This is a genomic window from Rhizobium rosettiformans W3 (assembly GCF_004912135.1).
GTDB classification, from domain to species: Bacteria; Pseudomonadota; Alphaproteobacteria; order Rhizobiales; family Rhizobiaceae; genus Allorhizobium; species Allorhizobium rosettiformans.
In genome coordinates this window covers 92,690-116,859 of sequence record NZ_STGU01000003.1, presented here as the reverse complement: position 1 = coordinate 116,859, position 24,170 = coordinate 92,690, and the positions used below count along the sequence as shown (strand labels likewise).

23 protein-coding genes are annotated in these 24,170 nt (G+C 62.2%); 6 read left to right on the top strand and 17 right to left on the bottom strand.

Going from position 1 to position 24,170, the window contains the following annotated elements:
• Positions 1–10: 10 nt before the first annotated feature.
• Genes FAA86_RS06635 through ccmA form a run of 5 tightly spaced genes read right to left on the bottom strand, consistent with a single transcriptional unit; the run spans position 11 to position 2,895 of the window.
• A complete protein-coding gene (locus FAA86_RS06635; RefSeq protein WP_136539188.1) occupies positions 11–598 on the bottom strand; it encodes a DsbE family thiol:disulfide interchange protein in 588 nt (195 codons plus the stop codon).
• Positions 595–768, bottom strand: a complete 174-nt coding sequence (ccmD, locus tag FAA86_RS06630; protein ID WP_136539186.1) for a heme exporter protein CcmD — start codon at positions 766–768, stop codon at positions 595–597. Before ccmD ends, FAA86_RS06635 begins: the two co-directional genes overlap by 4 nt.
• On the bottom strand, positions 765–1,532 hold the full coding sequence (locus FAA86_RS06625; RefSeq protein ID WP_136539184.1) for a heme ABC transporter permease: 768 nt from the start codon (positions 1,530–1,532) through the stop codon (positions 765–767). Before FAA86_RS06625 ends, ccmD begins: the two co-directional genes overlap by 4 nt.
• 59 nt (positions 1,533–1,591) lie before the next feature.
• On the bottom strand, positions 1,592–2,251 hold the full coding sequence (ccmB, locus tag FAA86_RS06620) for a heme exporter protein CcmB (RefSeq protein ID WP_113377858.1): 660 nt from the start codon (positions 2,249–2,251) through the stop codon (positions 1,592–1,594).
• Positions 2,248–2,895, bottom strand: a complete 648-nt coding sequence (gene ccmA, locus FAA86_RS06615; protein ID WP_136539692.1) for a heme ABC exporter ATP-binding protein CcmA — start codon at positions 2,893–2,895, stop codon at positions 2,248–2,250. The genes ccmB and ccmA overlap by 4 nt, the downstream gene beginning before the upstream one ends.
• A gap of 273 nt (positions 2,896–3,168) precedes the next feature.
• Here ccmA and acnA point away from each other — a divergent pair, with 273 nt between their 5' ends.
• Positions 3,169–5,862, top strand: a complete 2,694-nt coding sequence (gene acnA, locus FAA86_RS06610) for an aconitate hydratase AcnA (RefSeq protein ID WP_113459090.1) — start codon at positions 3,169–3,171, stop codon at positions 5,860–5,862.
• 160 nt (positions 5,863–6,022) lie between these two features.
• A complete protein-coding gene (locus tag FAA86_RS06605) occupies positions 6,023–6,811 on the top strand; it encodes a DUF1223 domain-containing protein (protein WP_136539182.1) in 789 nt (262 codons plus the stop codon).
• Between the two features lie 280 nt (positions 6,812–7,091).
• Here the strand turns inward: FAA86_RS06605 and FAA86_RS06600 are convergent, their stop codons facing one another.
• The 9 genes from FAA86_RS06600 to chvE form a co-directional block, all read right to left on the bottom strand.
• Positions 7,092–7,721: a 2-dehydro-3-deoxy-6-phosphogalactonate aldolase gene (locus FAA86_RS06600; RefSeq protein WP_136539180.1), complete on the bottom strand. Its 630-nt coding sequence runs from the start codon at positions 7,719–7,721 to the stop codon at positions 7,092–7,094.
• A 3-nt stretch (positions 7,722–7,724) separates the two neighbouring features.
• A complete protein-coding gene (locus FAA86_RS06595; protein WP_136539178.1) occupies positions 7,725–8,654 on the bottom strand; it encodes a 2-dehydro-3-deoxygalactonokinase in 930 nt (309 codons plus the stop codon).
• A 9-nt stretch (positions 8,655–8,663) separates the two neighbouring features.
• Positions 8,664–10,178 carry an aldehyde dehydrogenase (NADP(+)) gene (locus FAA86_RS06590; RefSeq protein ID WP_136539176.1) on the bottom strand — a complete coding sequence of 505 codons (1,515 nt, stop codon included), beginning with the start codon at positions 10,176–10,178 and terminating at the stop codon, positions 8,664–8,666.
• Positions 10,179–10,199: 21 nt separating this feature from the next.
• Positions 10,200–11,129, bottom strand: a complete 930-nt coding sequence (locus FAA86_RS06585) for a Gfo/Idh/MocA family protein (RefSeq protein WP_136539174.1) — start codon at positions 11,127–11,129, stop codon at positions 10,200–10,202.
• An 11-nt stretch (positions 11,130–11,140) separates the two neighbouring features.
• Complete coding sequence (araD, locus tag FAA86_RS06580; RefSeq protein ID WP_136539172.1) at positions 11,141–12,886, bottom strand: L-arabinonate dehydratase; 1,746 nt, start codon at positions 12,884–12,886, stop codon at positions 11,141–11,143.
• Positions 12,887–12,935: 49 nt separating this feature from the next.
• Positions 12,936–13,901: an AraD1 family protein gene (gene araD1 / locus FAA86_RS06575; protein WP_136539170.1), complete on the bottom strand. Its 966-nt coding sequence runs from the start codon at positions 13,899–13,901 to the stop codon at positions 12,936–12,938.
• A gap of 10 nt (positions 13,902–13,911) precedes the next feature.
• Positions 13,912–15,123: a multiple monosaccharide ABC transporter permease gene (gene mmsB, locus FAA86_RS06570; RefSeq protein ID WP_136539168.1), complete on the bottom strand. Its 1,212-nt coding sequence runs from the start codon at positions 15,121–15,123 to the stop codon at positions 13,912–13,914.
• Complete coding sequence (mmsA, locus tag FAA86_RS06565; RefSeq protein WP_113459099.1) at positions 15,123–16,658, bottom strand: multiple monosaccharide ABC transporter ATP-binding protein; 1,536 nt, start codon at positions 16,656–16,658, stop codon at positions 15,123–15,125. The genes mmsB and mmsA overlap by 1 nt, the downstream gene beginning before the upstream one ends.
• Before the next feature lie 119 nt (positions 16,659–16,777).
• Positions 16,778–17,848 (bottom strand): multiple monosaccharide ABC transporter substrate-binding protein, encoded by a 1,071-nt coding sequence (chvE, locus tag FAA86_RS06560; RefSeq protein WP_113459100.1) that lies wholly within the window; start codon positions 17,846–17,848, stop codon positions 16,778–16,780.
• Between the two features lie 171 nt (positions 17,849–18,019).
• On the opposite strand from chvE, the gene FAA86_RS06555 reads away from it, so the two are divergent.
• Complete coding sequence (locus tag FAA86_RS06555; RefSeq protein WP_136539166.1) at positions 18,020–18,958, top strand: LysR family transcriptional regulator; 939 nt, start codon at positions 18,020–18,022, stop codon at positions 18,956–18,958.
• 102 nt (positions 18,959–19,060) lie between these two features.
• Entirely contained in the window at positions 19,061–19,456 is a 396-nt protein-coding gene (locus tag FAA86_RS06550) for a DUF2794 domain-containing protein (RefSeq protein ID WP_136539164.1), read from the top strand.
• Between the two features lie 2 nt (positions 19,457–19,458).
• Here FAA86_RS06550 and FAA86_RS06545 read toward each other — a convergent pair whose 3' ends face one another.
• Positions 19,459–20,010 (bottom strand): GNAT family N-acetyltransferase, encoded by a 552-nt coding sequence (locus FAA86_RS06545; RefSeq protein WP_136539162.1) that lies wholly within the window; start codon positions 20,008–20,010, stop codon positions 19,459–19,461.
• A gap of 411 nt (positions 20,011–20,421) precedes the next feature.
• On the opposite strand from FAA86_RS06545, the gene FAA86_RS06540 reads away from it, so the two are divergent.
• Entirely contained in the window at positions 20,422–21,453 is a 1,032-nt protein-coding gene (locus FAA86_RS06540) for an aspartate-semialdehyde dehydrogenase (protein WP_113459104.1), read from the top strand.
• A 178-nt stretch (positions 21,454–21,631) separates the two neighbouring features.
• Positions 21,632–22,453, top strand: a complete 822-nt coding sequence (locus FAA86_RS06535; RefSeq protein WP_113459195.1) for a lytic murein transglycosylase — start codon at positions 21,632–21,634, stop codon at positions 22,451–22,453.
• A gap of 65 nt (positions 22,454–22,518) precedes the next feature.
• Here FAA86_RS06535 and FAA86_RS06530 read toward each other — a convergent pair whose 3' ends face one another.
• On the bottom strand, positions 22,519–23,172 hold the full coding sequence (locus tag FAA86_RS06530; RefSeq protein ID WP_113459105.1) for a carbonic anhydrase: 654 nt from the start codon (positions 23,170–23,172) through the stop codon (positions 22,519–22,521).
• Between the two features lie 70 nt (positions 23,173–23,242).
• Complete coding sequence (gene pdxY, locus FAA86_RS06525; RefSeq protein ID WP_136539160.1) at positions 23,243–24,124, bottom strand: pyridoxal kinase PdxY; 882 nt, start codon at positions 24,122–24,124, stop codon at positions 23,243–23,245.
• Between the last annotated feature and the right edge of the window lie 46 nt (positions 24,125–24,170).

Sequence of the window (24,170 nt, the reverse complement as noted above, 5' to 3'; positions counted from 1 at the left end):
TCGAGAAGGCTCAGTTGGCGAACGCTTTTTCGATCGCCGGCATCAGCTGGGTTTCAAAGCTCTCGGGGTCGAAGGGTCCGACCTTCTTGTAGAGGATCGTGCCGTCGGGGCCGACGAGATAGCTTTCCGGAATGCCGTAGACACCCCAGTCGATCGCAGCCTTGCCGTTCGGATCGACGCCGATCGCGGCATAAGGGTTGCCGAGTTCGCCGAGGAAGCGCAGCGCATTGTCGTTGCGGTCCTTGTAGTTGATCCCGACCACATTGACGCGCGGATCCTTGGAGAGCTCCAGCAGCATCGGATGCTCCTGCCGGCAGGGCACGCACCAGGACGCAAACACATTGACCAGCGTCAGCTTGCCGGTGATCGCTGCGGTGGTCAGTGCCGGCCGCTCGGAACCATCGAGGGCCGCGAGTTCAAGAGCAGGTGCCTTCGTGCCGAGGAGGGCCGAGGGGATTTCCGAGACGTCGCGGCCGGACTGGAGCTGCGTCATGAAGACCGCGGCAAGCCCGCCAAACAGGACGAGCGGCAGGGCTGCGATCAGATAGCGTGCACGCCCCTTGGCCGCCGGCACGTCATGTTCGCTCTGCTGCGTCATGCGTTTGCATCCTGGGAGGGCGATGCCGATCGGCGGCGGACGCCCTGCGCTTCGAGCGTCTTCAACTCCGCCTGACGCGCCCGACCATCGAGATAGACCCAGGCGGACAAGCCAAGACAGATCCCCGCCGTCAGCAGATAGGAACCGATGACATAAAAGGCGTGGGTCATGCCTGATGCTCCCGGCCAGCCTGACGAGCGGCCATGCGGCGCTGTGCCCCGACGCGACGACGCCAGATCTCGTTGCGCATCGCCATCATGTGCAGCGTGAAGAAGAGGAGGGTGAAGGCCAGCGCCATGATGAGAAGCGGCCAGAGAAACTCCGGATGGATCGTCGGACCATCGAGCCGCATGACGCTGGCGGGCTGGTGCAGTGTGTGCCACCAGTCGACCGAGAACTTGATGATCGGGATGTTGACGAAGCCGACCAGGATGAGAACGGCGCTGACGCGCGCAGCCTTGGACGGATCATCCATGGAGCGGTTGAGCGCGATCAGGCCGAGATACATCAAAAACAGCACGAAAACCGACGTGAGGCGAGCATCCCAGACCCACCAGGTGCCCCACATCGGCTTGCCCCAAAGCGAGCCGGTGACCAGCGCAATCAGGGTGAAGGCCGCGCCGAGCGGGGCGGCAGCCTTGTGGCTGACATCGGCCAGCGGATGACGCCAGACCAGCGTGCCGATCGCCGAGAGCGCCATCACGGAGTAACACATCATCGAGAGCCAGGCGGCCGGCACATGCACATACATGATGCGCACGGTGTCGCCCTGCTGGTAATCCGTTTCGGAGGTGAAGCCGAGATAGAGGCCTACCACGAAAAGCGCGAGGGTCAGCCCGACGAACCACGGCAGGACCCGCTCGACAAAAGCGAGGAATCGCGTCGGGTTGGCGAGGTCGATGATTTTGGTCACGGCAAGGCTGTTGTCGGTCATAGCACGTTCTAGCCTGTCTCAAGCGGCCCTGCAATTGATCCTGGTCAAGCCGAAATGTCTCAGTCGGCCGAACTGCGAAGCGCAGCAGCCGCGCCCACCGGTCCGATCACGGCAAAGAGAAGGGTGATCGCCGTCAGGAAGAGGAAAGGCGGCAGGAAGGGTGCCGGATCCTCGACCGCCGCATAGGAGGCGCTGACACCGAAGATCAGCACGGGAACGGCAAGCGGCAGAACGAGGATCGACACCAGGAGACCGCCGCGCGGGAGTGCCACGGCGACAGCGGCACCGGCTGCACCGATGAAGGTGATCGCCGGCGAACCGACCAGGAGCGTCAGCATCACGGCACCGATCGCAACCTCGTCCATATTCATGAAGAGCCCGAGCAGCGGCGAGGCAATCACGAGCGGCAGGCCGGTCGCCACCCAATGCGCCAGGCATTTGACGAGCACCGTCAGCACGAGCGGTGTTTCCTGCATCAGCAGGATGTCGAGCGAACCATCGTCGCGTTCTGCCTGGAACAGGCGATCGAGCCCGAGCAAAGCAGAGAGCAGGGCCCCGATCCAGACGATGGCAGGTCCGATCCGCGAAAGAAGATTGAGATCGGGGCCGACGCCGAAGGGAATGACGGCGACCACTGTGGTGAAGAAGAGCACGCCGATCAGCGCGCCGCCACCGGCGCGGACAGAGAGCTTCAGGTCCCGGAGAAACAGCGCCATCATGCGGAATACTCCAGATCGACACCCTCGAAGCCCAGCATCTCGAGCGTCTGGGCGCCCTCCATCCCGAGCGGCTGATGGGTCGCGGCCAGAGCGATGCCTCCCGACTGTCGGTGCCGACGCACGAGCTCTTCGAACATCGCGTCCGCCTTGCGATCGAGCGCGGCCGTCGGTTCGTCGAGAATCCAGATCGGGCGGTAAGCGACGAGGAGCCGCGCCATGGCGAAGCGCCGCTGCTGTCCCGCAGAAAGATAACCATAGGGCAGGTGGGTGATCCCCGAGAGCCCCACTTCGGCGGCGGCCTCTTCGACGCTCGCACCGATCCCGCCTATGGCATCACCCAAGAAGGACTTCCAGAAGGCAAGGTTTTCCGCAACGGTCAATTCGCGCTTCATGCCGTTGCGATGACCGAGGTAGTGGCTGAATTCCCCGGCCGGACGCGGCTCATCGACGGCATCGGACACGCAGATCGCCTGCCCCGTTTCCGGGCGAAGCAGACCGGCGACGACGCGCAGAAGCGTCGACTTTCCAGACCCGTTTCGGCCTGTCAGAACCAGCGCCTCTCCGGCATTCAACCTAAAGGAAACATTAACGAAAATCAGATCCTCGCCACGACGCGCTGAGAGATTTTCGGCTTCAAGCCTGATCATGGTCGCCTTCTGGCAGGATGAGGCCTGCCTCATAAAAAAATCCGATTTCGCCCTTCGTCGGTCTGGCGCCTTTCTTAGAAATTATCTATAAGACCTGCAACCACGCCAGCGGCCGGCGTGAAGTTCATCCTTGTGCCGAACTTGAACATCGCAAGCAGCGGTTTTCACGTGCGGACAGCGGAAATGGTCGTACCCGCATCCTGATGTGCATGAAGTGCATAGGCGTCCGCACGAATGTGTTGGCTATCAGTCTAAGCGGGGTTTCTATCCGTGGCTAAATCTCTCGACAGCTTCAATTGCCGGTCGGTCCTGACCGTCGACGGCAAGGACTATGTCTACTACAGCATTCCCAAGGCCGAAGCGAACGGTCTCGCCGGGGTTTCGAAGCTCCCCTATTCGATGAAGGTGCTTCTCGAAAACCTTCTGCGCAACGAAGACGGCCGTTCCGTCACCAAGGCCGATATCGAGGCCTGTGCCGCCTGGCTCGTCAACAAGGGCCTGACCGAAGCTGAAATCGCCTACCGCCCGGCCCGCGTGCTGATGCAGGACTTCACCGGCGTTCCCGCCGTCGTCGACCTCGCCGCCATGCGTGACGGCATCAAGAACCTCGGCGGCGATCCGGAAAAGATCAACCCGCTCGTTCCCGTCGACCTCGTCATCGACCACTCCGTCATCGTCGACGAATTCGGCACGCCCCAGGCTTTTGCCCGCAACGTCGAGCTGGAATACCAGCGCAACGGCGAACGCTACCGCTTCCTGAAGTGGGGCCAGCAGGCATTCAAGAACTTCCGCGTCGTTCCCCCGGGCACCGGCATCTGTCACCAGGTGAACTTTGAATATCTCGGCCAGACCGTCTGGACGAAGGACGAGGACGGCGAGACCATCGCCTATCCCGACACCTGCGTCGGCACGGACAGCCACACCACGATGATCAACGGTCTCGGCGTTCTCGGCTGGGGTGTGGGCGGTATCGAAGCCGAAGCTGCCATGCTCGGCCAGCCCGTCTCCATGCTGCTGCCTGAAGTCATCGGCTTCAAGCTGACCGGCACGCTGAAGGAAGGCGTGACCGCGACCGACCTCGTTCTGACCGTCGTGCAGATGCTGCGCAAGAAGGGCGTTGTATCCAAGTTCGTCGAATTCTACGGCTCTGGCCTCGACACGCTGCCGGTTGCCGACCGCGCAACCATCGGCAACATGGGTCCGGAATACGGCGCGACCTGCGGCTTCTTCCCGGTCGATTCGGCCACTGTCGGCTATCTCGACATGTCGGGCCGCACCAAGGACCGCATCGCGCTCGTCGAAGCCTATTCGAAGGCTCAAGGCATGTGGCGTGACAATGACGGCTCGCAGCTCGTCTTCACCGACACGCTCGAACTCGATCTCGGCGACGTCGTTCCGTCGATGGCCGGCCCGAAGCGTCCGGAAGGCCGCCTGCCGCTCGAAACCATCGCACCGAACTTTGCGACCGCTCTCGAAGGCGACTACAAGAAGCCGGGTCAGCTGACCCAGCGTTGGGATGTCGAAGGCACCGACTACGATCTCGGTCATGGTGACGTGGCGATCGCCGCCATCACGTCTTGCACCAACACCTCGAACCCGAGCGTGCTGATTGCAGCCGGTCTGCTCGCCCGCAACGCCGTTGCCAAGGGCCTGAAGACCAAGCCTTGGGTAAAGACCTCGCTCGCCCCTGGATCCCAGGTCGTTGGCGAATATCTCGAAAAGTCGGGCCTGCAGAAGGAGCTCGACGCGCTCGGCTTCAACCTCGTCGGCTTCGGCTGCACGACCTGCATCGGCAATTCCGGCCCGCTGCCGGGTCCGATCTCGAAGACGATCAACGACAAGGGCATCATCGCTGCCGGCGTTCTCTCGGGCAACCGTAACTTCGAAGGCCGTATCTCGCCTGATGTCCAGGCGAACTACCTCGCCTCCCCGCCGCTCGTCGTCGCCTACGCGCTTGCTGGCACGGTCCAGAAGGACCTGACCAAGGAGCCGATCGGTGAAGACCAGAACGGCAACCCGGTCTACCTGAAGGACATCTGGCCGACCTCTGCCGAAGTGCAGGAGTTCATCCAGAAATACGTCACCCGTGCCCTCTTCGAATCGAAGTATGCCGACGTCTTCAAGGGCGACGAAAACTGGCAGGCCGTCCAGGTTCCGGAAGGCCAGACCTATGCCTGGGACGACAAGTCGACCTATGTCCAGAACCCGCCTTACTTCGTGGGCATGGGCAAGACCGGCTCGGGCCTGAAGGACATCAAGGGCGCCCGCGTCCTGGGTCTCTTCGGCGACAAGATCACCACCGACCACATTTCTCCGGCCGGTTCGATCAAGGCAGCCTCGCCTGCCGGCGCTTACCTGACGGAGAACGGCGTCGCAGTCGCCGACTTCAACCAGTACGGCACGCGTCGTGGCAACCACGAAGTCATGATGCGCGGCACCTTCGCCAACATCCGCATCCGCAACCACATGCTCGGCCCGAACGGCAAGGAAGGTGGCTACACCATCCACTATCCGTCCAAGGAAGAGCTGTCGATCTACGATGCGGCCATGAAGTACAAGGAAGAGGGCGTTCCGCTCGTCATCTTCGCCGGCGTCGAATACGGCAACGGCTCCTCGCGTGACTGGGCTGCCAAGGGCACCAACCTGCTCGGCGTCAAGGCCGTGATCGCGCAGTCCTTCGAGCGTATCCACCGCTCGAACCTCGTCGGCATGGGCGTCGTGCCCTTCACCTTCGAAGACGGCACCACCTGGGCTTCGCTGAACCTGAAGGGCGACGAGATCGTGACGATCGAGGGCCTGGAAGGCGAGATCAAGCCGCGCGAGAAGAAGATCGCCAAGATCACCTACTCCGACGGCACCGTGAAGGACGTACCGCTGCTCTGCCGCATCGATACGCTCGACGAGGTCACCTACATGAACAATGGCGGCATCCTGCAGACCGTTCTGCGCGACCTCGCCGCCTGAGACTGACAAAACAAATTTGTGAAAGGCCGCCGGGCAACCGGCGGCCTTTTGCGTGGTTCGTGCTGCGGATCCAGTGCCGAAAGTTTCACCCCATCGTGACTTCCCGCTGAAGCGATGAGGCGTTATCAGTGCAGCACTCAAGTGAAGGCATCTCGATAGCATGCAGCACACGAATTTCATCAGGACGGGCAGACGGGCCACGGCATGGGCGATGACGGCCCTTGGCGTCCTGTTCCTGTCAGCCGCGACCGACAGAGCGACGGCCGGTGACTTTGCCGAGCCGAAGGGCGTTGTCGAGCTCTTCACCTCGCAGGGTTGCCGCTCCTGTCCTCCGGCCGATCGCGCCTTTGAACGGCTGGTGCGAGAAGGCGAAGTCGTGGCGCTGTCCTATCACGTCGACTACTGGAATTACCTCGGCTGGGCCGACACGCTGGCCTCTCCCGAGAACACGGAACGGCAATATGCCTATGCCAAGGCCTTCGGCCGCAGCGGCGTCTACACGCCGCAGGCGGTGCTGAATGGGCGCGAACATCTGAAGGGCACCGACGCTGTCGATATCGACCGGCGGCTCGAGCGGCTCCAGGACGCCGGCAAGGGTCTTGTCGTTCCGATCCGAGCCTCCCGCCATGACGATCAGCTGACGATCTCCGTCGGTGCCGGCAGAGGCAAGGCAAACGTCGTCGTGGTCTATTTCCGTCAGCATCAGACCGTCGAGGTGCTGAAGGGCGAGAATGTCGGACAGAACCTGGACTATTGGCACAGCGTGACCGATGTGCAGACCGTCGGCATGTGGGACGGCAAGGCTCTCGATCTCACGCTGCCCGCCAAGCGCATGGGCGACGACAAGAGCGACGGCTGCGCCATTCTTCTGCAAGCCGCAGACAGCGAGGGCAATCCCTCGCACATCGTCGGAGCGACGGTGATGATGGACAAGCCGAAGACGCTTTGAAGGGAAAAGAACCTGGTGTGGTCCGGCCCGGAAGCATTGGGGGGCTGGGGGTAAGGGGTCAATGCGCCAGACCGGACCGTTTGGCGCACCGCGCCAACCAAGTTAGTTATACTCTATCGCAAAAAGCGGCGCAGGTATGTTCAAATTTGGGCAGCCGCGCATTTATCCGCTTTGACGCGTGATAATCGTCACAAGAAACCGCCGAATCCCGAAACGAGAAAGGCCTGCCCGACATCCGGGCAGGCCTTTCTCGCACATTGGGTATGGAAGCTGCTCAGCCCTAGAGCAGCGCGTCGTAGGCAATCACGCTCTTGACCGCACGCTCGCCGATGAGCTTGGCATCGTCGCCCGGCTTGTAGAGACTGGAGCCCAGACCGAAAGCCCGCACACCAACCTTCCAGTAATCGGCAAAGTTCGCGTCCGACACGCCGCCCACGGCGCCGATCGGCAGATGCGGCGGCAGGATCGCCTTGATCGCGGAGATGCCGCCGGGGCCCAGCACGCTCGCCGGGAAAAATTTGAGCGCCGCTGCACCGCATTTGGCGGCAAGCAGCGCTTCGCTCGGCGTGAACACACCCGGCATCGCCACCATGCCATGCGAGACGGCGCGTCGGATAACGTCGGGTTCCACATTCGGAGTGACCAGCAGGTTGCCGCCGACATCGTGCAGGCGATCGACCTGCGCCACTTCCAGAACAGTCCCGGCACCGATCAAGACGTTTGCCGGCGCGCGCTTGCGGGCCTTCTCGATCGAGACGAAGGGATCCGGCGAATTCAGAGGCACTTCGATCGCTTCGAAGCCGGCCTCGACGAGCGCATCGACGGTCGCCTCGATCTCGGTCGGCTTGATGCCGCGCAGGATGGCTACGAGGTTACGGCGAAGCGCGGGCCAGGCAACGGAGGCGGTCATCGGTCAGTCCTTGAATTCGTGGTCGAAGAGGGAAAGCGCGGAGGCGAGCAGGCCGCGGCGAACGAGCAGCCCGCCATCGAGCATCACAGGCTCACCACCGGCTTTGGTGATCGCGCGGGCATAGAGACGCGTAAGCTTGCCGGTCCCGATCAGATAGGCCTTGCCGTGGCGCTGGAGGTCATCCCGGATGGCTGCGATCTCCGCGCCGATCAGGAGACCGGAAAGGCGTGCGGCCGGGTTGATCTTGGCGTCCGGCGCCAGCAGGCCCTCGGCGCGGATCGAGAAAAGAACGGAGGTGAGGGCAAAGCCGGGTTCGAGCGCCTGGGCAACCGCCGCGTCGAAGATCTCCGGATCTGCTTCTGCGTCCCCGTCTTCCGGCACCGATAGCCGCAGGATCGATTGCCGGCTAATCAAATTGAACAGTTCACCCGTCATTACGGTGGAGAAGCGGCGCGCCTGGCCGTCTTCAACGAGCGCCCATTTGGAATGGGTGCCCGGCAGGCAGAAGAGGGCGTTGTCCAGCCCCTGCTCGAGCGCGCCGGCGAGCTGTGTCTCCTCGCCGCGCATGACATCATAGGCACCGCCCTCGCGCTGGCAAACGCCGGGCAGGATATAGACCGGACGGCTCACGCCCTCCGGCTGCACCGCATGCTGGAAGAGGCCGACCAGCGGCGCGGGTGTTTCGACATAAGGCGCTTCGCGCCAGCCGGTGCGGGCACCGGCCATCCCGGCGACCACCACGGGCAGATCCGATGGCGCACCGAGCGCGGAAAGATGCCCTTCCAGCACGGCGGGATAGGCAGCCTTGTCCAGGCCGCCCATACCCTCAGGCGACTGCCTCTCACCGAGGACCGCGCCCTGGCTGTCGACGAGCCAGATGCGCAGGTTGCTGGTGCCCCAATCGACGAGCGCGGCAAACGGTGATGCAGTCACGTCGGCTCCTTAGGCCAGATCGATCGGCAGCAGGGCGGCCGGGATGTCCTGATAGCAGACCGGTCGCAGGAAGCGGCGGATCGACAGCGTGCCGACGGAGGTTGCGCCGAAGTTCGTGGAGGCCGGGTAGGGACCGCCGTGAACCATGCTATCGGCAACTTCGACACCGGTCGGGAAGCCATTGGCAAGCACGCGGCCGGCCTTGCGCTCCAGGATCGGCATCAGACGCTTGCCGAGGGCCTCGTCACCATCGGCGAGATGGATCGACGCGGTCAGCTGACCCGAAAGGCTGCGCGCCATGGCGACCATTTCGTCTTCGCTCTCGGCGATAACGATCAGGCCGAGCGGTCCGAAGACCTCTTCGCCCAGCACGTGGTTGTCGAGCCAGTCCTTCGCCGTCGTCTGGAAGAGATAGGGCGTTGCATTGCGCAGGTCGCAAGTCGACGTGAGAACCGAACGCACACCTTCGGTGCCGGCGATCTTGGTCGCACCCTTGCGATAGGCATCCGCAATACCGTCCGTCAGCATGGTCTGCGGACCAACGGCCGACAGGGCTTCGGTTGCCGTTTCGACATACTTGTCGGCGTCGGCGCCCTTCAGCAGGACGACGATACCCGGATTGGTGCAGAACTGGCCGGCACCCATGGTGAGCGAACCGACCCAGCCCTTGGCGATGGTTTCGCCGCGGGTGGCAACAGCCTTGGGCAGCATGAACATCGGGTTGACCGAGCCGAGCTCGCCGAAGAAGGGGATCGGCTCCGGACGCTGGGCGCAGAGATCGTAAAGTGCGCGGCCACCGCCGAGCGAACCGGTGAAGCCGACGGCCTTGATCAGCGGATGCTGGACCAGCGCCTGGCCGACGTCACGGCTGCCGCCATGAACCAGCGAGAAGACACCCGGATGCACGCCGCAGCGCTTGATCGCGGCATCGATGGCCGAAGCCACGATTTCACCCGTGCCCGGATGGGCATCATGCGCCTTGACCACGACCGGGCAACCGGCAGCAAGGGCTGCCGCGGTGTCGCCACCGGCCGTCGAGAAGGCGAGCGGGAAGTTGGAGGCGCCGAAGACGGCGACCGGACCGATCGGGCGCTGGACCATCTTCAGGTCCGGACGCGGAAGCGGCTTGCGGTCGGGCAGGGCTTCGTCGTGGCGACGATCGAGATAGTCGCCCTTGCGGATATGCGAGGCAAACAGGCGGAGCTGGCCGACGGTACGGCCACGTTCGCCAACCAGGCGGGCTTCCGGCAGGCCGGTTTCCTGAGAACCGATCTCGGTGATCGCGTCACCACGGGCATCGATTTCCTCGGCGATGGCTTCGAGGAATGCCGCACGCTCTTCGCGCGTCGAATAGGCATAGGTCTCGAATGCCTCTTCGGCAGCCTTGGCCGCCTGATCGACGAGGGCAGGGGTACCCTTGGAGAAGGTGTGGGAGGGGCCCGTGGCAGGCGACGAGGCAAAGGTATCCGCGCTGGCAACCCAGTTGCCGGCGATCAGGTGTTTTCCAGTCGGTGTATAGGCCATGGGATGGGCCTCCTTTTCATGTCAGTCTTCGAAGGGAGCGACGACTTTCCGTTCCCCGCAGAGGAAGGAATCCGCCACGATGCGCAGCGGCTGATAGTCAGTGTCGCTCTGGCGGGAGCGGATGAGATGGGCGAAGCGTTCGTAGATGCCCGCATATTCGCGATCCGGGCCGGACGCCTGTTCGGTCCCCTTGATATAGAGTTCCGAGCCGCCCTTTGAAAGACGCAGCTCGCCTTCATTCGTCTGGACTGTGATGTCCCACGTTTGAGGCCCTTCCTGTCGCCAGTCGAATTCGGCCGTAACAGGCGCGCCTTCGACGGTCCGCATGGCGATGGAAGCGGCAATCGGCTGCTTCTTGTTTTCCGGAAACTCGAGAGTGGATTTCTGCACCATGATGTGACCGGGAACGATCTCGGTCAGGATCGACAAGGCGTTGATGCCCGGGTCGAAGACGCCGAAACCGCCCGGCTCCCAGATCCAGGCCTGGCCGGGATGCCAGCGACGCACGTCTTCCTTCCAGACGATGGAGATCGACTGGATCGCCTTGTCCGCCAGCCATTGCTTGGCGGGCTCGACACCGAGGGCAAAGCGCGAGTGCCAGGTGGCGAACAGCGTCACCCCCGCCTTTTCGGCAAGCTCCGAAAGAGCCTCCGCCTCACCCAGCGTGGTTGCCGGAGGCTTTTCCATCAGCACATGGCGTCCGGCAGCGATCGCGGCCTTTGCCATGTCGAAACGGACTTCCGGCGGTGTGCAGAGCGAGACGACCTTGATGTCGGGACGGGCGGCGAGAAACTCCTCGAAATCGGTGAAGTTCTCGGCCCCCTCGACCTTGCCGTGACGGCTGACACCGGCGGCAACGACGAAATCGTCACCGCCTGCGATCGACGGAATGTGCTGGTCGCGGGCGATCTTGCCGATACCGACAAGCGCGAGCGGAATGCGATCTGCCATGGTCCCGTTCCTCAGTGTGCGTCCTTGCCGACCGGCGAACCGCGGCAGCCCTTCAGGAAGTCGAAGTCGGCACCGGTATCGGCACCCTCGACATGGTCATGGAAGAGTTTCGCATAGCCGCTTGCCGGCGGCTCGACCGGCGGACGCCATTCGGCGAGACGGCGCTGCATTTCCTCGTCCGAAATGTCGAGATGAACGCGACGGGCTTCTACGTCGACTTCGATGAAGTCACCGTTCTTGACGATGGCGAGCGGACCGCCGCGTGCTGCTTCCGGCGAGGTGTGCAGGAGAACCGTGCCGTATGCCGTGCCGGACATGCGCGCATCCGAAATGCGGACCATGTCGGTGATGCCCTTGCGCAGGACCTTCGGCGGAAGACCCATATTGCCGACTTCCGCCATGCCCGGATAGCCGCGGGGACCGCAATACTTGAGGACCATGACGCAGGTCTCGTCGATATCGAGCGCCTCGTCGTTGATCTTCGCCTTGTAGTCGTCGATGTCTTCGAAGACCACGGCGCGGCCGCGATGCTTCATCAGATGCGGAGACGCGGCCGAGGGCTTCAAGACGCAGCCCTTCGGCGCGAGATTGCCGCGCAGGACCACGATGCCGCCCTGCTGGGTCAGCGCCTTGTCGACCGGCAGGATGACGTCCTCGTTCCAGTTGCGGACATCCTTCACTTCGTCCCAGATGCTTTCGCCGGAGACGGTCAGCGCATCCTTGTGCAGCTTGCCGGCTTCGCCGAGCATCTTGATGACAACGGGCAAGCCGCCGGCATAGAAGAACTCTTCCATCAGATACTTGCCGGACGGCATCAGGTTGACGATCGTCGGGATATCGCGGCCGAGGCGATCCCAGTCGTCAAGCGTGATGTCGACGCCGACGCGACCGGCCATGGCAAGGATGTGCACGACGGCATTGGTCGAGCCGCCGATTGCCCCGTTGACGCGGATCGCGTTTTCGAAGGCTTCCTTCGTCATGATGTCGGAGGGCTTCAGGTCGTCCTTGACCATCTGCACGATGCGGCGGCCGGAAAGCTGCGCCATCACCTTGCGGCGGCTGTCGACGGCCGGGATCGCAGCGTTTCCGGACAGTGCCATGCCGAGCGCTTCGACCATGGAGGCCATCGTCGAGGCGGTGCCCATGGTGTTGCAGCTACCGCTGGAGCGCGACATCGAGGCTTCTGCCTCGAGGAACTCTTCCTGGCTCATCTCGCCGGCCTTGACGGCTTCGGAGAACTTCCAGAGATGGGTGCCCGAACCGACGCGCTCGCCACGGAAATAGCCGTTGAGCATTGGACCGCCGGTGACGACGATCGACGGCAGGTCGGTCGAGGCCGCTGCCATGACGAGCGACGGGGTGGTCTTGTCACAGCCGACGAGCAAAACGGCGCCATCGATCGGCTGACCGCGCATGGCTTCCTCGACGGCGAGCGCCGCAAGGTTGCGATACATCATGGCCGTCGGACGGAAGGTGTTTTCCGACGCCGAGAACACCGGGATTTCGACCGGGAAGCCACCGGCCTCCCACACGCCTGCCTTCACCTTCTCGGCCAGTTCGCGCAGATGGCCGTTGCAGGGGGTCAGGTCCGACCAGGTGTTGAGGATGCCGATGACCGGACGCCCGTCGAACAGGTCATGCGGATGACCCTGGTTCTTCAGCCAGCCACGGTGGTAGATGGTGTCGCGCGACGTACCGCCATACCAGTGCTGCGATCTCAGTTGGCGCGGCCAGGCCGCCGGTTTGAACTTGCTCATGGCTATCGTCCTGTCTCTGTTGAATGGGCGGGTCGGCAGGCCGATCCGCTCAGAGCATCTTCACCTTGACGGTCTCTGCGGCAGCCTTTGCCAGGCGGTTGCGCAGCGGAAGACCGAATTGCGGGGACTCGATCTCGAACACGTCGCCTTCCTGCGTGACGAAGCCGTCAGCAACCGAAAGCGTCGCCGTGCCATACATGTGCACATGCAGATCGCCGGGCTGGCAGAAGAGCGCGTATTTGAAGTGGTGATATTCGAGGTTCGCGATCGTGTGGGACATGTTCGCCTCACCCGACAGGAACGGCTTTTCCCATACAGTTTGACCGCCACGGATGATGCGCGAGGTGCCCTCGACATGATCCGGCAGAGCGCCGACGCGAAGCTCCGGGCCGAAGGAGGCCGGGCGCAGCTTGGAATGCGCGAGGAAGAGATAGTTGATCTTCTCGGTCACGTGGTCGGAGAATTCGTTGGCGACGGAAAAGCCCAGGCGATGCGCCGTGCCATCTTCGCCGATGATGTAGTAGCCGGCCATTTCGGGCTCTTCGCCACCGTCGAGCGCGAAGGACGGGGAGACGAGGTCTTCACCGGGAGCGACCGCGTTGAAGCCGTTGCCCTTGTAGAACCATTCCGGCTGAACGCCGATTTCGCCAGGCTTCGGCTTGCCGCCTTCCATGCCCATGCGGAACATCTTCATGGAATCGCTCATGCCGGCCGTATCGGCATGCATGCTATCCCGGGCCGAGGCCGAACCGGTATGGGTGAGACCCGTGCCGGTCAGGTACATGTGCGCCGGATCTGGATGACGGACGGGGCAGTCGAGCTTGCCTTCGGCGGCGAGCGCCAGAAGGTCGACGCTGTCGCCGGCCCCCTGCTTTTCGATCAGGGTCGCGACATCCGTGCCGGCGGCGATGGCCGCCTTGGCGAGTTCGTAAGTGGTGTTGAAACCTGGGACAAGGCGCGCAGCCTCACCCTGGCGGCAAATGATGCCGCCAGCCTTCAATTGCGAGAGAAACATAAGCCTATCCTCAGACTGCTTTGTTCTTGTTGTAAACGTCGAAGAAGACAGCAGCCAAAAGCACGAGACCCTTGATGAGCTGCTGGTAGTCGATGCCGATACCCATGATCGACATGCCGTTGTTCATGACGCCCATGATGAAGGCGCCGATGACTGCACCAGTAATCTTGCCAACGCCGCCGGATGCCGAGGCACCGCCGATGAAGCAGGCCGCGATAACGTCGAGCTCGAAGCCCACGCCGGCCTTCGGCGTGGCGGAGTTGAGACGGGCTGCGATGATCATGCCGGCAAGTGCTGCCAGCACGCCCATGTTCACGAAGGTCAGGAACACCAGGCGTTCGGTGTTGATGCCGGAGAGTTTCGCAGCCTTTTCGTTGCCACCCAGCGCATAGATGCGGCGACCGATGGTCGTGCGGGTGGTGACGAAGGAGTAGAGGGCGATCAGAACACCCATGACGACCAGAACGTTCGGCAGACCGCGATAGGTGGCCAGCTGATAGCCGAGGAAGATGGCGACCGCGCTGATGATGCCCATCTGCACGGCGAAGAAGACGAAGGGCTCGTTTTCAGTGCCATGTTCGTCGTTCAGGCGACGGTTCTTCATGCCGGAATAGATCGCAAGACCAACGAGCGCCACAACGAGAATGATCGCGACATGGTTGGCGATACCGGTGGTCGCGGGATCCGTCAGCGGCAGGAAATCCGGGATGAAGCCGGTGGAGAGCAGCGTGAATTCCTTCGGGAACGGACCGATCGGGCGACCGCCAAGCGTGACATAGGTCAGGCCGCGGAAGACCAGCATGCCGGCCAGCGTAACGATGAAGGAGGGGATCTTCTGATAGGCGACCCAGTAACCCTGGGCAGCACCCATCAGGCCGCCGAGCACCAGACACAGCGGCACGACGAGCGAGAAATGCCAGCCCCATTTGACCAGCATCATCGCAGATATGCCGCCGATGAAGGCGACGATCGAGCCGACCGACAGATCGATATGGCCGGCGACAATGATCAGCAACATGCCCAGCGCCATGATGACGATGAACGAGTTCTGCAGCACCAGGTTGGTGATGTTGACCGGACGGAAGAGAACGCCGTCGGTCAGGAACTGGAACAGCAGCATGATGACGACGAGCGCGAGCAGCAGTCCGTATTCGCGGATGTTGTTGCGCAGATAGTCGCCCACGGAGACCTTGGGGGTTTCGGTTCTTGTGTCGATGGCCATTAGTGTTTCTCCCCAGAGCGCATGATGGCACGCATGATGGACTCTTGGCTTGCTTCTTCTTTGGTAAGTTCCGCGACGATGCGACCTTCGTTCATGACGTAGATGCGATCGCAGGTGCCGAGCAGCTCGGGCATTTCCGACGAGATCATCAGAATGCCCTTACCTTCGGCGGCAAGCTGGTTGATGATGGTGTAGATTTCGAACTTCGCCCCGACGTCGATGCCGCGGGTCGGCTCGTCGAGGATCAGGATCTCGGGATTGGTGAACAGCCACTTCGACAGCACGACCTTCTGCTGGTTGCCACCGGAGAGGTTGACGGCTTCCTGATAGATCGAATGCGACCGGATCCGGAGCTTCTGGCGGTAGTCGGAGGCCACCTTGGCTTCCATGCGGTCGTCGATGACGGTGCCGCTGGACACGCCGTCGAGATTGGCGAGCGTGGTGTTTTCCTTGATGTTGTTCTGCAGCACGAGACCGAGATGTTTGCGGTCTTCGGTCACATAGGCAAGGCCGGCACTGATCGCCTTCGGGATCGTCGACACGTCGACCGGCTTGCCGTGCATCGAGACGTCGCCGGTGATCTTGTGACCCCAGGACTTGCCGAAGATGCTCATGGCGGTCTCGGTCCGGCCAGCGCCCATCAGGCCCGCGATACCGACCACTTCACCGGCGCGCACATTGAAGGCGACGTCGTGCAGGAACTGGCGATCGCGGTGGTTCTGGTGGAAGACGTTCCAGTTCTTCACCTCGAGCAGAACGTCGCCGATCTTCGGATCCCGCTTCGGATAGCGGTCTTCCATGTCACGGCCGACCATGCCCTTGATGATGCGGTCTTCGGTGATTTCCTGCGTATGACAGTCGAGCGTCTCGACCGTGCCACCGTCGCGAATGATGGTGATCTTGTCGGCGACCTTGCGGATTTCGTTGAGCTTGTGGGAGATGATGATCGAGGTCATCCCCTGCTTGCGGAACTCCATGAGGAGCGTCAGCAGCGCGTCAGAGTCCGTTTCATTGAGCGAAGCGGTCGGCTCGTCGAGGATGAGCAGGCGAACCTTCTTCGACAGCGCCTTGGCGATTTCGACGAGCTGCTGCTTGCCGACGCCGATATCGGTGATGCGGGTCGACGGGGCATCCTTCAGGCCGACCTTTGCCAGCAGCTCTTTCGTCCGCGCGAAGGTCTGGGGCCAGTGGATCACGCCCTTCTGGGCGATCTCGTTGCCGAGGAAGATGTTTTCGGCGATCGACAGGAGCGGCACGAGAGCCAGTTCCTGGTGAATGATGATGATGCCGAGCTCTTCGCTGTCGGAAATCCGCGCGAAGCGACGGACTTCGCCGTCGTAATAGATGTCGCCGTCATAGGTGCCAGCGGGATAGACGCCACTCAGGACCTTCATCAGCGTAGACTTGCCGGCGCCGTTTTCGCCGACCAGCGCGTGGATCTCGCCCTCGCGCACCTTGAAGCTGACATTGTCCAGCGCTTTCACGCCGGGGAATGTCTTTGTGATGCCGCGCATCTCGAGAATGATGTTGTCCATGTGCAGAATTCCGGCGCCAGGCCAGCGATCCCGAAAGATCCAGCTGGGGCGCGAGCTCCCTCAATGCGTATAGAAAATGGGTCCGCGACGTGTCGCGGACCCGGATGCGACCCGAAGGATCAGTTGTCGATCTGCTCGGCGGTGTAGTAGCCGGCGCCGACGAGAACGTCCTTGGCATTGGCCTTGTCGAGAGCGACAGGCTTCAGCAGGTAGGACGGAACGACCTTCACACCGTTGTTGTAGGTCTTGTCGTCGTTGATCTCGGGGGTCTTGCCTTCCATGATGGCTTCAACCATCGAGACGGCGACCTTGGCGAGTTCGCGGGTGTCCTTGAAAACGGTCGAGTACTGCTCGTCGGCAAGCATCGACTTGATCGAGGGCAGCTCGGCGTCCTGACCGGTTACAACCGGCATGGTCATGTCGCCAGAACCGTAGCCAACGCCCTTCAGAGCCGACAGGATGCCGATGGACAGGCCGTCATACGGGGACAGAGCGCCGTGCAGCTTGTCTTCGGTGTAGGTCGAGGAGAGCAGGTTTTCCATGCGAGCCTGGGCGACGGTGCCGTCCCAACGCAGGGTACCAACCTGGTCCATGCCCATCTGGCCGGACTTGATGACGATGTCGCCGCTGTCGATCAGGGGCTGCAGAACGGACATGGCGCCATCGTAGAAGAAGAAGGCGTTGTTGTCGTCCGGCGAACCGCCGAAGAGTTCGACGTTCCACGGCTTGGTGTCCGGGAACTTCGCCTTGAGGCCGTCAACGAGGCTGGTTGCCTGGAGCACGCCGACCTGGAAGTTGTCGAAGGTGGCGTAGTAGTCGACATTGCCCGAGTCGCGGATCAGACGGTCGTAAGCGATGACCTTGACGCCGGCATCTGCAGCCTTCTGCAGGATGTCGGAGAGCGTCGTGCCGTCGATGGCGCCGATGACGAGAACCTTGGCACCCTTGGTGACCATGTTTTCGATCTGAGCGAGCTGGTTCGGGATATCGTCGTCAGCGAACTGCAGGTCCGGCGTGTAGCCAGCTTCCGTGAACAGCTTTTCCATGGTCTCGCCGTCGGAGATCCAGCGGGTCGACGTCTTCGTCGGCATGGAAATGCCGACCATGCCCTTGTCCTGAGCGTAGGACATGGGCGCGAATGATGCGATGCCGATTGCGAGAGACGCAATCAGGGCGCCAAGTTTCTTCATGGTAACCTCCCTGGTCATACCGTGCGAGGCCAAGCTCCTCCTGGCGCCCGCTGAAACAAGAACGAGTGGCTGACGCAGCAGCCCCCAGCTCCGCGGCGAGTCTTATCGCGGCCCATATACCGATCAAATGATTATTTTGACTTTCTGCATACCATGGTTGATATGTCCTTTATGGCAGAGATCCATATTCAACGATTGCAGCCCAAACACCTCCAGCTGATCCGCTCGATTGCGGAGCTGGGGCAATTAAGCCTTGCAGCTCAGGAACTTGCGCTGACCCAGCCGGCGGCATCTCGCATGCTGGGCGAAATCGAGCGCTATGTCGGGTCGCCGATTTTCCTGCGCACGCCGAAGGGCATGGAGCCGACGGCCGTCGGCAGCGCGCTCGCGCGGCGCGCCCAGAATGTTCTCGAAGAAATGCGCGAGGCCGCCCGAGAAGTGGAGGCCATCCAGCGCGGCTTGACCGGCAAGATCCGGATCGGGGCGGTGACCGGCGGCGCGGTCGGTTATGTGGTCCCGGCGATACGGGCGCTGAAGGCCGAGGCATCCACCATCGACATCCATGTCGATGTGGCGCCGAGTGGAGAGATGATAAGGGATCTGCTGTCGGGACAATATGATTTCGTGCTCGGCCGCATTCCCGCAGGCATCGATGCGCGCCAGTTCCACGTCGAGGGCGCGACGATGGAGGAGGTCGAGATCGTCGTCCACCACAGCCACCCGCTGGTCAATGTCGACCGGCTGAACATTTCCGACATGGCCCATTTCCCCTGGGTGATGCAGGCGCCGGGCACGCCGCTGCGCCAGGCGGTCGAAAACGTCTTCATCGAAGAAGGCGCGCCCATCCCGCGAAACATCGTCAACACCACATCCCTGCTCGTGATGATCGCGATGCTCGCTTCGTCGAATGCGATCGCACCGATGTCGCGGGAGGTGTCCGACCTTCTCTGTCGCCAGACGCCCGTCGGCAATCTGACCACGCTCAAGATGGAAACGCCGATCGAGGTGACGCCCTACCACCTGATCACGCTGAACGGAAAGCGCCTCTCCCCGGTGGCCGCCCGGCTGCGCGAACTCCTGCTTGGGCACTTCATGAGCAGAAGCCGCTGAGGCTTTGCCGGAGAGAAGCGGGGTGCCCGATAAGCTTGCAATTTCGAACATGTCAGGCACACTGTCACCCATCCGTCATGAATCGGAGCTCGTGGAGCATTGATGTCAGAGCAGCCGGAAGGGCAGCGTCGCGACGACGAAGGGGCCGAACGAACCACCAGCGTCGTCGATCTGGGTATCTATCGGCAATCTGTAGACCCGCTCCCCATCACATTTCACCGCCGCGAACTGGATGCCATTCTCTGGATCTACGGGCGGATGGTCGGAGAAGGTGAATGGCGTGACTACGCCATCGATCACCTAAAGGATCGGGCCGTCTTCTCCGTCTTCAAGCGCTCGGGTGAATACCCTCTCTACCGGATCGAAAAGAACCCGAAGCTTGCAGCCAAGCAGGGCGCGTTTTCGGTCGTCGGCACCGATGGCCGTATCCTGAAGCGAGGTCATGACCTGCGCCAAGTGCTGAAGGTCTTCGACAAGGCGCTGAAGGCCGCCGACTAGCTCTAAGCCAAGGTACCGGGATAGGTGTCGGGGTCGGGCATGGTCGAATTCCCCTCCCCGAGAGCCTTCTGCATGAAAACCGTGTCGAGCCAGAGCCCGTGCTTGAACCCGGTCCCGGCCAGACGCCCGGCCAGGTCGAACCCGCAGCTGCGATGCACCGCAATCGAGCTTTCGCTCGCCCCGCCGACGACAGCAACCATCTGACGGAAGCCCAAGGCCTGACAGCGGGCCACAAGCTCGGTAAGCAAGGCCTTGCCCACACCCCGCCCGCGGGCGGACGGGTGAATATAGATGGAATCTTCGACGAGCCATCGATAGGCCGGCCGTGTGCGGAACGCAGACGCATAGGCATAACCGAGAAGCGCGCCGGCCTCATCCGTTGCGGCGAGATAGGGATACCCTTTTTCTTTCAGCGCCGCGAAACGGGACGTCATCTCCTGCAGGTCAGGGGGAACGAGCTCGTAACTCGCTGTCCCCCGGGAAACTGCGTCGGCATAGATTTCTGTAACAGATGGAAGATCGTCCGCGACGAGATCGCGAATGAGAAGGCTCATGGTGACACTCCGAACATGCAGCCTTTTGTTCCACGACGGAAAAGTGCAGGCAAGCAGGCGCGTGTCACCATGACATGCAGAAGCTGGATAAACGGAGTGCGCTTTTCGCCTTCACGCGCCTTCAGTCGGCTTGACTCATCCCAAAAACCTTGTAATCCCTCGCCGCGAAGAGGAATTCGGTCCATGCACGCTTTCGGGCAACCCTTCGCGGTCTTCCACCTCCTGCAGCGCTCCGCTGCCGGCGGCGCATGCCATTCTCTTGCATCCACGACCAAGGCCAAAACGACGACGAAAACCGTCTGACGTCTTCGGCCACCGCTCTCTCCCCGGCACGGCCGGGGACAAGGAAGGTTGCGTCCTGTCGCGAACTTCCCCTCACCATCCGCGGAGAGACAGAAAGAGAGCATAGACATGGGTTTCAAGATTGCAGTTGTAGGCGCCACCGGCAATGTCGGTCGCGAAATGCTCAACATCCTCTCCGAGCGTGGTTTTCCGGCCTCGCAGGTCATCGCGCTCGCCTCGGCGCGCTCGCAGGGCACCGAGGTCTCCTTCGGTGACAGCGTTCTGAAGGTCCAGAACCTCGAAAACTACGATTTCTCCGACACCGACATCTGCCTGATGTCCGCCGGCGGCACGATTTCCCAGAAGTGGTCGCCGAAGATCGGTGCCCAGGGTTGCGTTGTCATCGACAACTCTTCGGCCTGGCGCTACGACGCCGACGTTCCGCTGATCGTTCCGGAAGTGAACCCGGATGCGATCGTCGACTTCAAGAAGCGCAACATCATCGCCAACCCGAATTGCTCGACGGCGCAGCTGGTCGTAGCGCTGAAGCCGCTGCACGACGTCGCGAAGATCAAGCGCGTGGTGGTTTCGACCTATCAGTCCGTGTCCGGCGCCGGCAAGGAAGGCATGGACGAGCTTTTCACCCAGACCCGCGCCGTCTTCGTGGCCGATCCGGTCGAGGCGAAGAAGTTCACCAAGCGCATCGCCTTCAACGTCATTCCGCACATCGACGTCTTCATGGAAGACGGCTACACGAAGGAAGAATGGAAGGTTCTGGCCGAGACCAAGAAGATGCTCGACCCGAAGATCAAGGTCACCTGCACGGCCGTGCGCGTTCCGGTCTTCATCGGTCACTCTGAATCGGTCAACATCGAGTTCGAAAACGAGATCACCGCCGACCAGGCGCGTGACATCCTGCGCGATGCGCCGGGCTGCCTCGTCATCGACAAGCACGAAAACGGCGGCTACGTCACGCCGGTCGAATGCGCCGGTGAAGATGCGACCTACATCTCGCGTATTCGCGAGGACGCCACTGTCGAAAACGGCCTCAACATGTGGGTGGTCTCCGACAACCTGCGCAAGGGCGCGGCCCTGAACGCGATCCAGATCGCAGAACTTCTGGTCAACCGCGGGCTGATCAAGCCGCGCGCTGCCGCCTGATCATTCTGTCCTGAGGCTTCGCGGTTCATCCGGGAAGCCTCATCGGAGCTTTCAGCGGAAAGTGATCCGAATTGAGAAATCCTCGGCCTTATGTAAGCGTTCGATGGATGACAGCATCCGCAATCGCTGGCATGGTGCCGCCGATTCGTCCCAAACCACCGTCCTTCATGAGGCATCAATGCGACTGACATCCACTCTGTCGGCAGCTCTGTTTTCCGTAGCCGCCCTGCTGGCCGGCACGCAATCCGCGGCCGCCGCCGCGTGCAGCAACACTTCCGCAGGCTTCGAGGAATGGGCTGCCGCCTTCAAGCAGCAGGCCGAAGGCCAGGGCTTCAGCCCGCGGATGCTCGACAAGGTGTTCTCCTCGGTCAGCTACAGCCGCAGCACGATCAGCGCCGACCGCGGTCAGAAGAGCTTCAAGCTGTCTTTCGACCAGTTCATGCAGAAGCGTGGCGGCCAGACGATCATCAATCGCGGCAAGACCATGAAGAAGAACAACGCGGCGCTCTTCGCGCGGCTGGAGCAGCGCTACGGCGTGCCGGCAGGTCCGCTGATCGCCATCTGGGGCATGGAAACCGGCTTCGGCTCCTTCCTCGGCAAGGAGCATACGCTTTCGGCCGTGGCAACGCTCGCCTTCGACTGCCGCCGCAGCGAATTCTTCACCGACCAGTTCTATGCGGCGCTTGAGCTCGTTCAGGCCGGCAATCTCGACGTAAACGCCAAGGGTGCAGCCCATGGCGAAATCGGCCAGACGCAGTTCCTGCCGCGCAACGTCGTGCGCTACGGCGTCGACGGGGATGGCGACGGTCACATCGATATGGTGCGCTCGCGCGCCGACGCGCTTGCCTCGACCGCCAACTTCCTGCGCGGCCATGGCTGGCAGCCGGGCGCCGGCTATCAGCAGGGTGAGCCGAACTTTGCGGCAATTCAGGGCTGGAACGCCGCGACCGTCTATCAGCAGGCGATTGCCCATATCGCAGCGCGCATCGACGCCGAGTAAAACGGAAAGCGGCGGCCTCTGGCCGCCGCAATTTCAAATGCCTATCGACAATTGGCAGCCGGCCGTCAGGCCGCTGCTTCGACATCCAGCCGGGAGAAATCCTGGGTTTTCGGATCCATCAGCCAGAGCTCGCCATTGCTGATGTCGAACCATGCGCCGTGAATGCGCAGCTTCCCCCGCTCTTCCAGGATCTTCACGCAGGGAAAGGTCCTTAAGTTCGCGATCGAATTGCGGATCGAGATGCGCTCGAGCGCCGTCTGGCGTTCTCCGGGCGTCATGTTGGCATTGCCCTGGATCTGCTCGGCAGCGGGGGCAACCAGGTTCATCCATTTTCCGATGAAATCGCCCGGCGAGAGAGGTTCCGCATTGGGATCGAGCGCGGCGCGGATACCCCCGCAGCGGCCATGACCCATGACGATGATGTCCTGAACCCGCAGCGCCTGCACCGCAAATTCGAGTGCGGCAGAGGTCGAGTGATATTGGCCGTCCGGCTCGTAAGGGGGCACCATGTTGGCCACATTCCTGACGACGAAGAGTTCGCCGGGAATGGAATCGAAAATCATCTCAGGGGCCGCCCGCGAGTCGCAGCAGGCAACCACCAGCGTATTGGGCTTCTGGCCCTGCTCGGCGAGAACGCGGTAACGGTCGCGCTGATCTTGATATCGGCCACCCATGAAATTGCGGTAGCCATTGAGGAGTGCGGGGGGAAAACTGATCATTGTTACCGATTACAGCGCGTGAACACCTGTGGCAACACCGGTAACACGGATTGGCCTCGGCACGATCGGATCATGATCTCCCCGGTTTCCGTTGGGCCGGATGCATGAGGCGACGCAACTGGACCATGGCCATCGGTGTCGACAGGCTGGACGCATCGCTCTCGAGCGCCAGCTCGTCACCGCCGCGTTTGGCCGTGCGCGCGAGGATCTCGAACACGCTCGCGGTTGCCGTGCGCAATGCCGTCTCCTCATCGACCCCGTCGAGCAGGCGGGCGAGGAAGACGGCAGCCAGCAGATCTCCCAGTCCGTTCGGCGGATTTTCTATCAGCCGGTGCTCCGCCAGAAGCGCGGACCGTCCGCTCAACAGGAGATTGCCGGTCCCGCCCGCCATCATCGGAACTGCAGACGTCACCAGCATCCGTTTCGGCCCGAGCGACAGGGCCGCATCGATGATCTGCTGGTTGCTTGAGAGGTCGCTGCCGACCAGCCATTGGAGCTCGTAGCGGTTGGGCGTGGCAATATCGGCAATCGGGATCAGGTGGTCACGGATGGCCTCTGCGGTTTCCAGCCGGATATAGAGCCCGCCGAGGTCACCCATGACGGGATCGCAGACATAGGTGAGATCGGGGTTTTTCTGCTTTGCAGCCTGAACGAGCCGCGCGACCGCAGCCGGCTGTCGGGCGCTGCCGAAATAGCCCGTCAGGATGGCCGAGACTTCTCCGAGCCATGGTGCTGCGATGAGATCCTCGATCGCCTTGTCGAAATCGTCATCGGCAAACCGCAGACGCGTCGCAGGCCCGTGTCCCGGATGCCAGGGCAGAACGATCGTCGGCAGCGCCCAGACGGGATGTCCGAGCACCTCAAGCGCGAAGACGGCGGCACGATTGCCCACCGATCCGCGGACGACGTGACTTGAAATGACGATCACTGCGCCCTTTGTTAGTGGCTGCATCTCATGCGACTCCTTGCATCAACCCGGCATTCGAAGCGTTGAAGAA

Coding starts and splice junctions, on each gene's coding strand:
- mmsA (WP_113459099.1), bottom strand. CDS start 16,658: ATGGACAACATCATTCTCGAGATGCGCGGCATCACAAAGACATTCCCC.
- FAA86_RS06540 (WP_113459104.1), top strand. CDS start 20,422: ATGGGTTTCAAGATTGCAGTTGTAGGCGCCACCGGCAATGTCGGTCGC.
- FAA86_RS06635 (WP_136539188.1), bottom strand. CDS start 598: ATGACGCAGCAGAGCGAACATGACGTGCCGGCGGCCAAGGGGCGTGCA.
- mmsB (WP_136539168.1), bottom strand. CDS start 15,123: ATGGCCATCGACACAAGAACCGAAACCCCCAAGGTCTCCGTGGGCGAC.
- FAA86_RS06625 (WP_136539184.1), bottom strand. CDS start 1,532: ATGACCGACAACAGCCTTGCCGTGACCAAAATCATCGACCTCGCCAAC.
- ccmD (WP_136539186.1), bottom strand. CDS start 768: ATGACCCACGCCTTTTATGTCATCGGTTCCTATCTGCTGACGGCGGGG.
- FAA86_RS06600 (WP_136539180.1), bottom strand. CDS start 7,721: ATGACCGCCTCCGTTGCCTGGCCCGCGCTTCGCCGTAACCTCGTAGCC.
- FAA86_RS06555 (WP_136539166.1), top strand. CDS start 18,020: ATGGCAGAGATCCATATTCAACGATTGCAGCCCAAACACCTCCAGCTG.
- ccmB (WP_113377858.1), bottom strand. CDS start 2,251: ATGATGGCGCTGTTTCTCCGGGACCTGAAGCTCTCTGTCCGCGCCGGT.
- FAA86_RS06535 (WP_113459195.1), top strand. CDS start 21,632: ATGCGACTGACATCCACTCTGTCGGCAGCTCTGTTTTCCGTAGCCGCC.
- araD1 (WP_136539170.1), bottom strand. CDS start 13,901: ATGTTTCTCTCGCAATTGAAGGCTGGCGGCATCATTTGCCGCCAGGGT.
- FAA86_RS06585 (WP_136539174.1), bottom strand. CDS start 11,129: ATGGCAGATCGCATTCCGCTCGCGCTTGTCGGTATCGGCAAGATCGCC.
- araD (WP_136539172.1), bottom strand. CDS start 12,886: ATGAGCAAGTTCAAACCGGCGGCCTGGCCGCGCCAACTGAGATCGCAG.
- FAA86_RS06530 (WP_113459105.1), bottom strand. CDS start 23,172: ATGATCAGTTTTCCCCCCGCACTCCTCAATGGCTACCGCAATTTCATG.
- FAA86_RS06545 (WP_136539162.1), bottom strand. CDS start 20,010: ATGAGCCTTCTCATTCGCGATCTCGTCGCGGACGATCTTCCATCTGTT.
- FAA86_RS06590 (WP_136539176.1), bottom strand. CDS start 10,178: ATGGCCTATACACCGACTGGAAAACACCTGATCGCCGGCAACTGGGTT.
- pdxY (WP_136539160.1), bottom strand. CDS start 24,124: ATGCAGCCACTAACAAAGGGCGCAGTGATCGTCATTTCAAGTCACGTC.
- FAA86_RS06605 (WP_136539182.1), top strand. CDS start 6,023: ATGCAGCACACGAATTTCATCAGGACGGGCAGACGGGCCACGGCATGG.
- chvE (WP_113459100.1), bottom strand. CDS start 17,848: ATGAAGAAACTTGGCGCCCTGATTGCGTCTCTCGCAATCGGCATCGCA.
- FAA86_RS06550 (WP_136539164.1), top strand. CDS start 19,061: ATGTCAGAGCAGCCGGAAGGGCAGCGTCGCGACGACGAAGGGGCCGAA.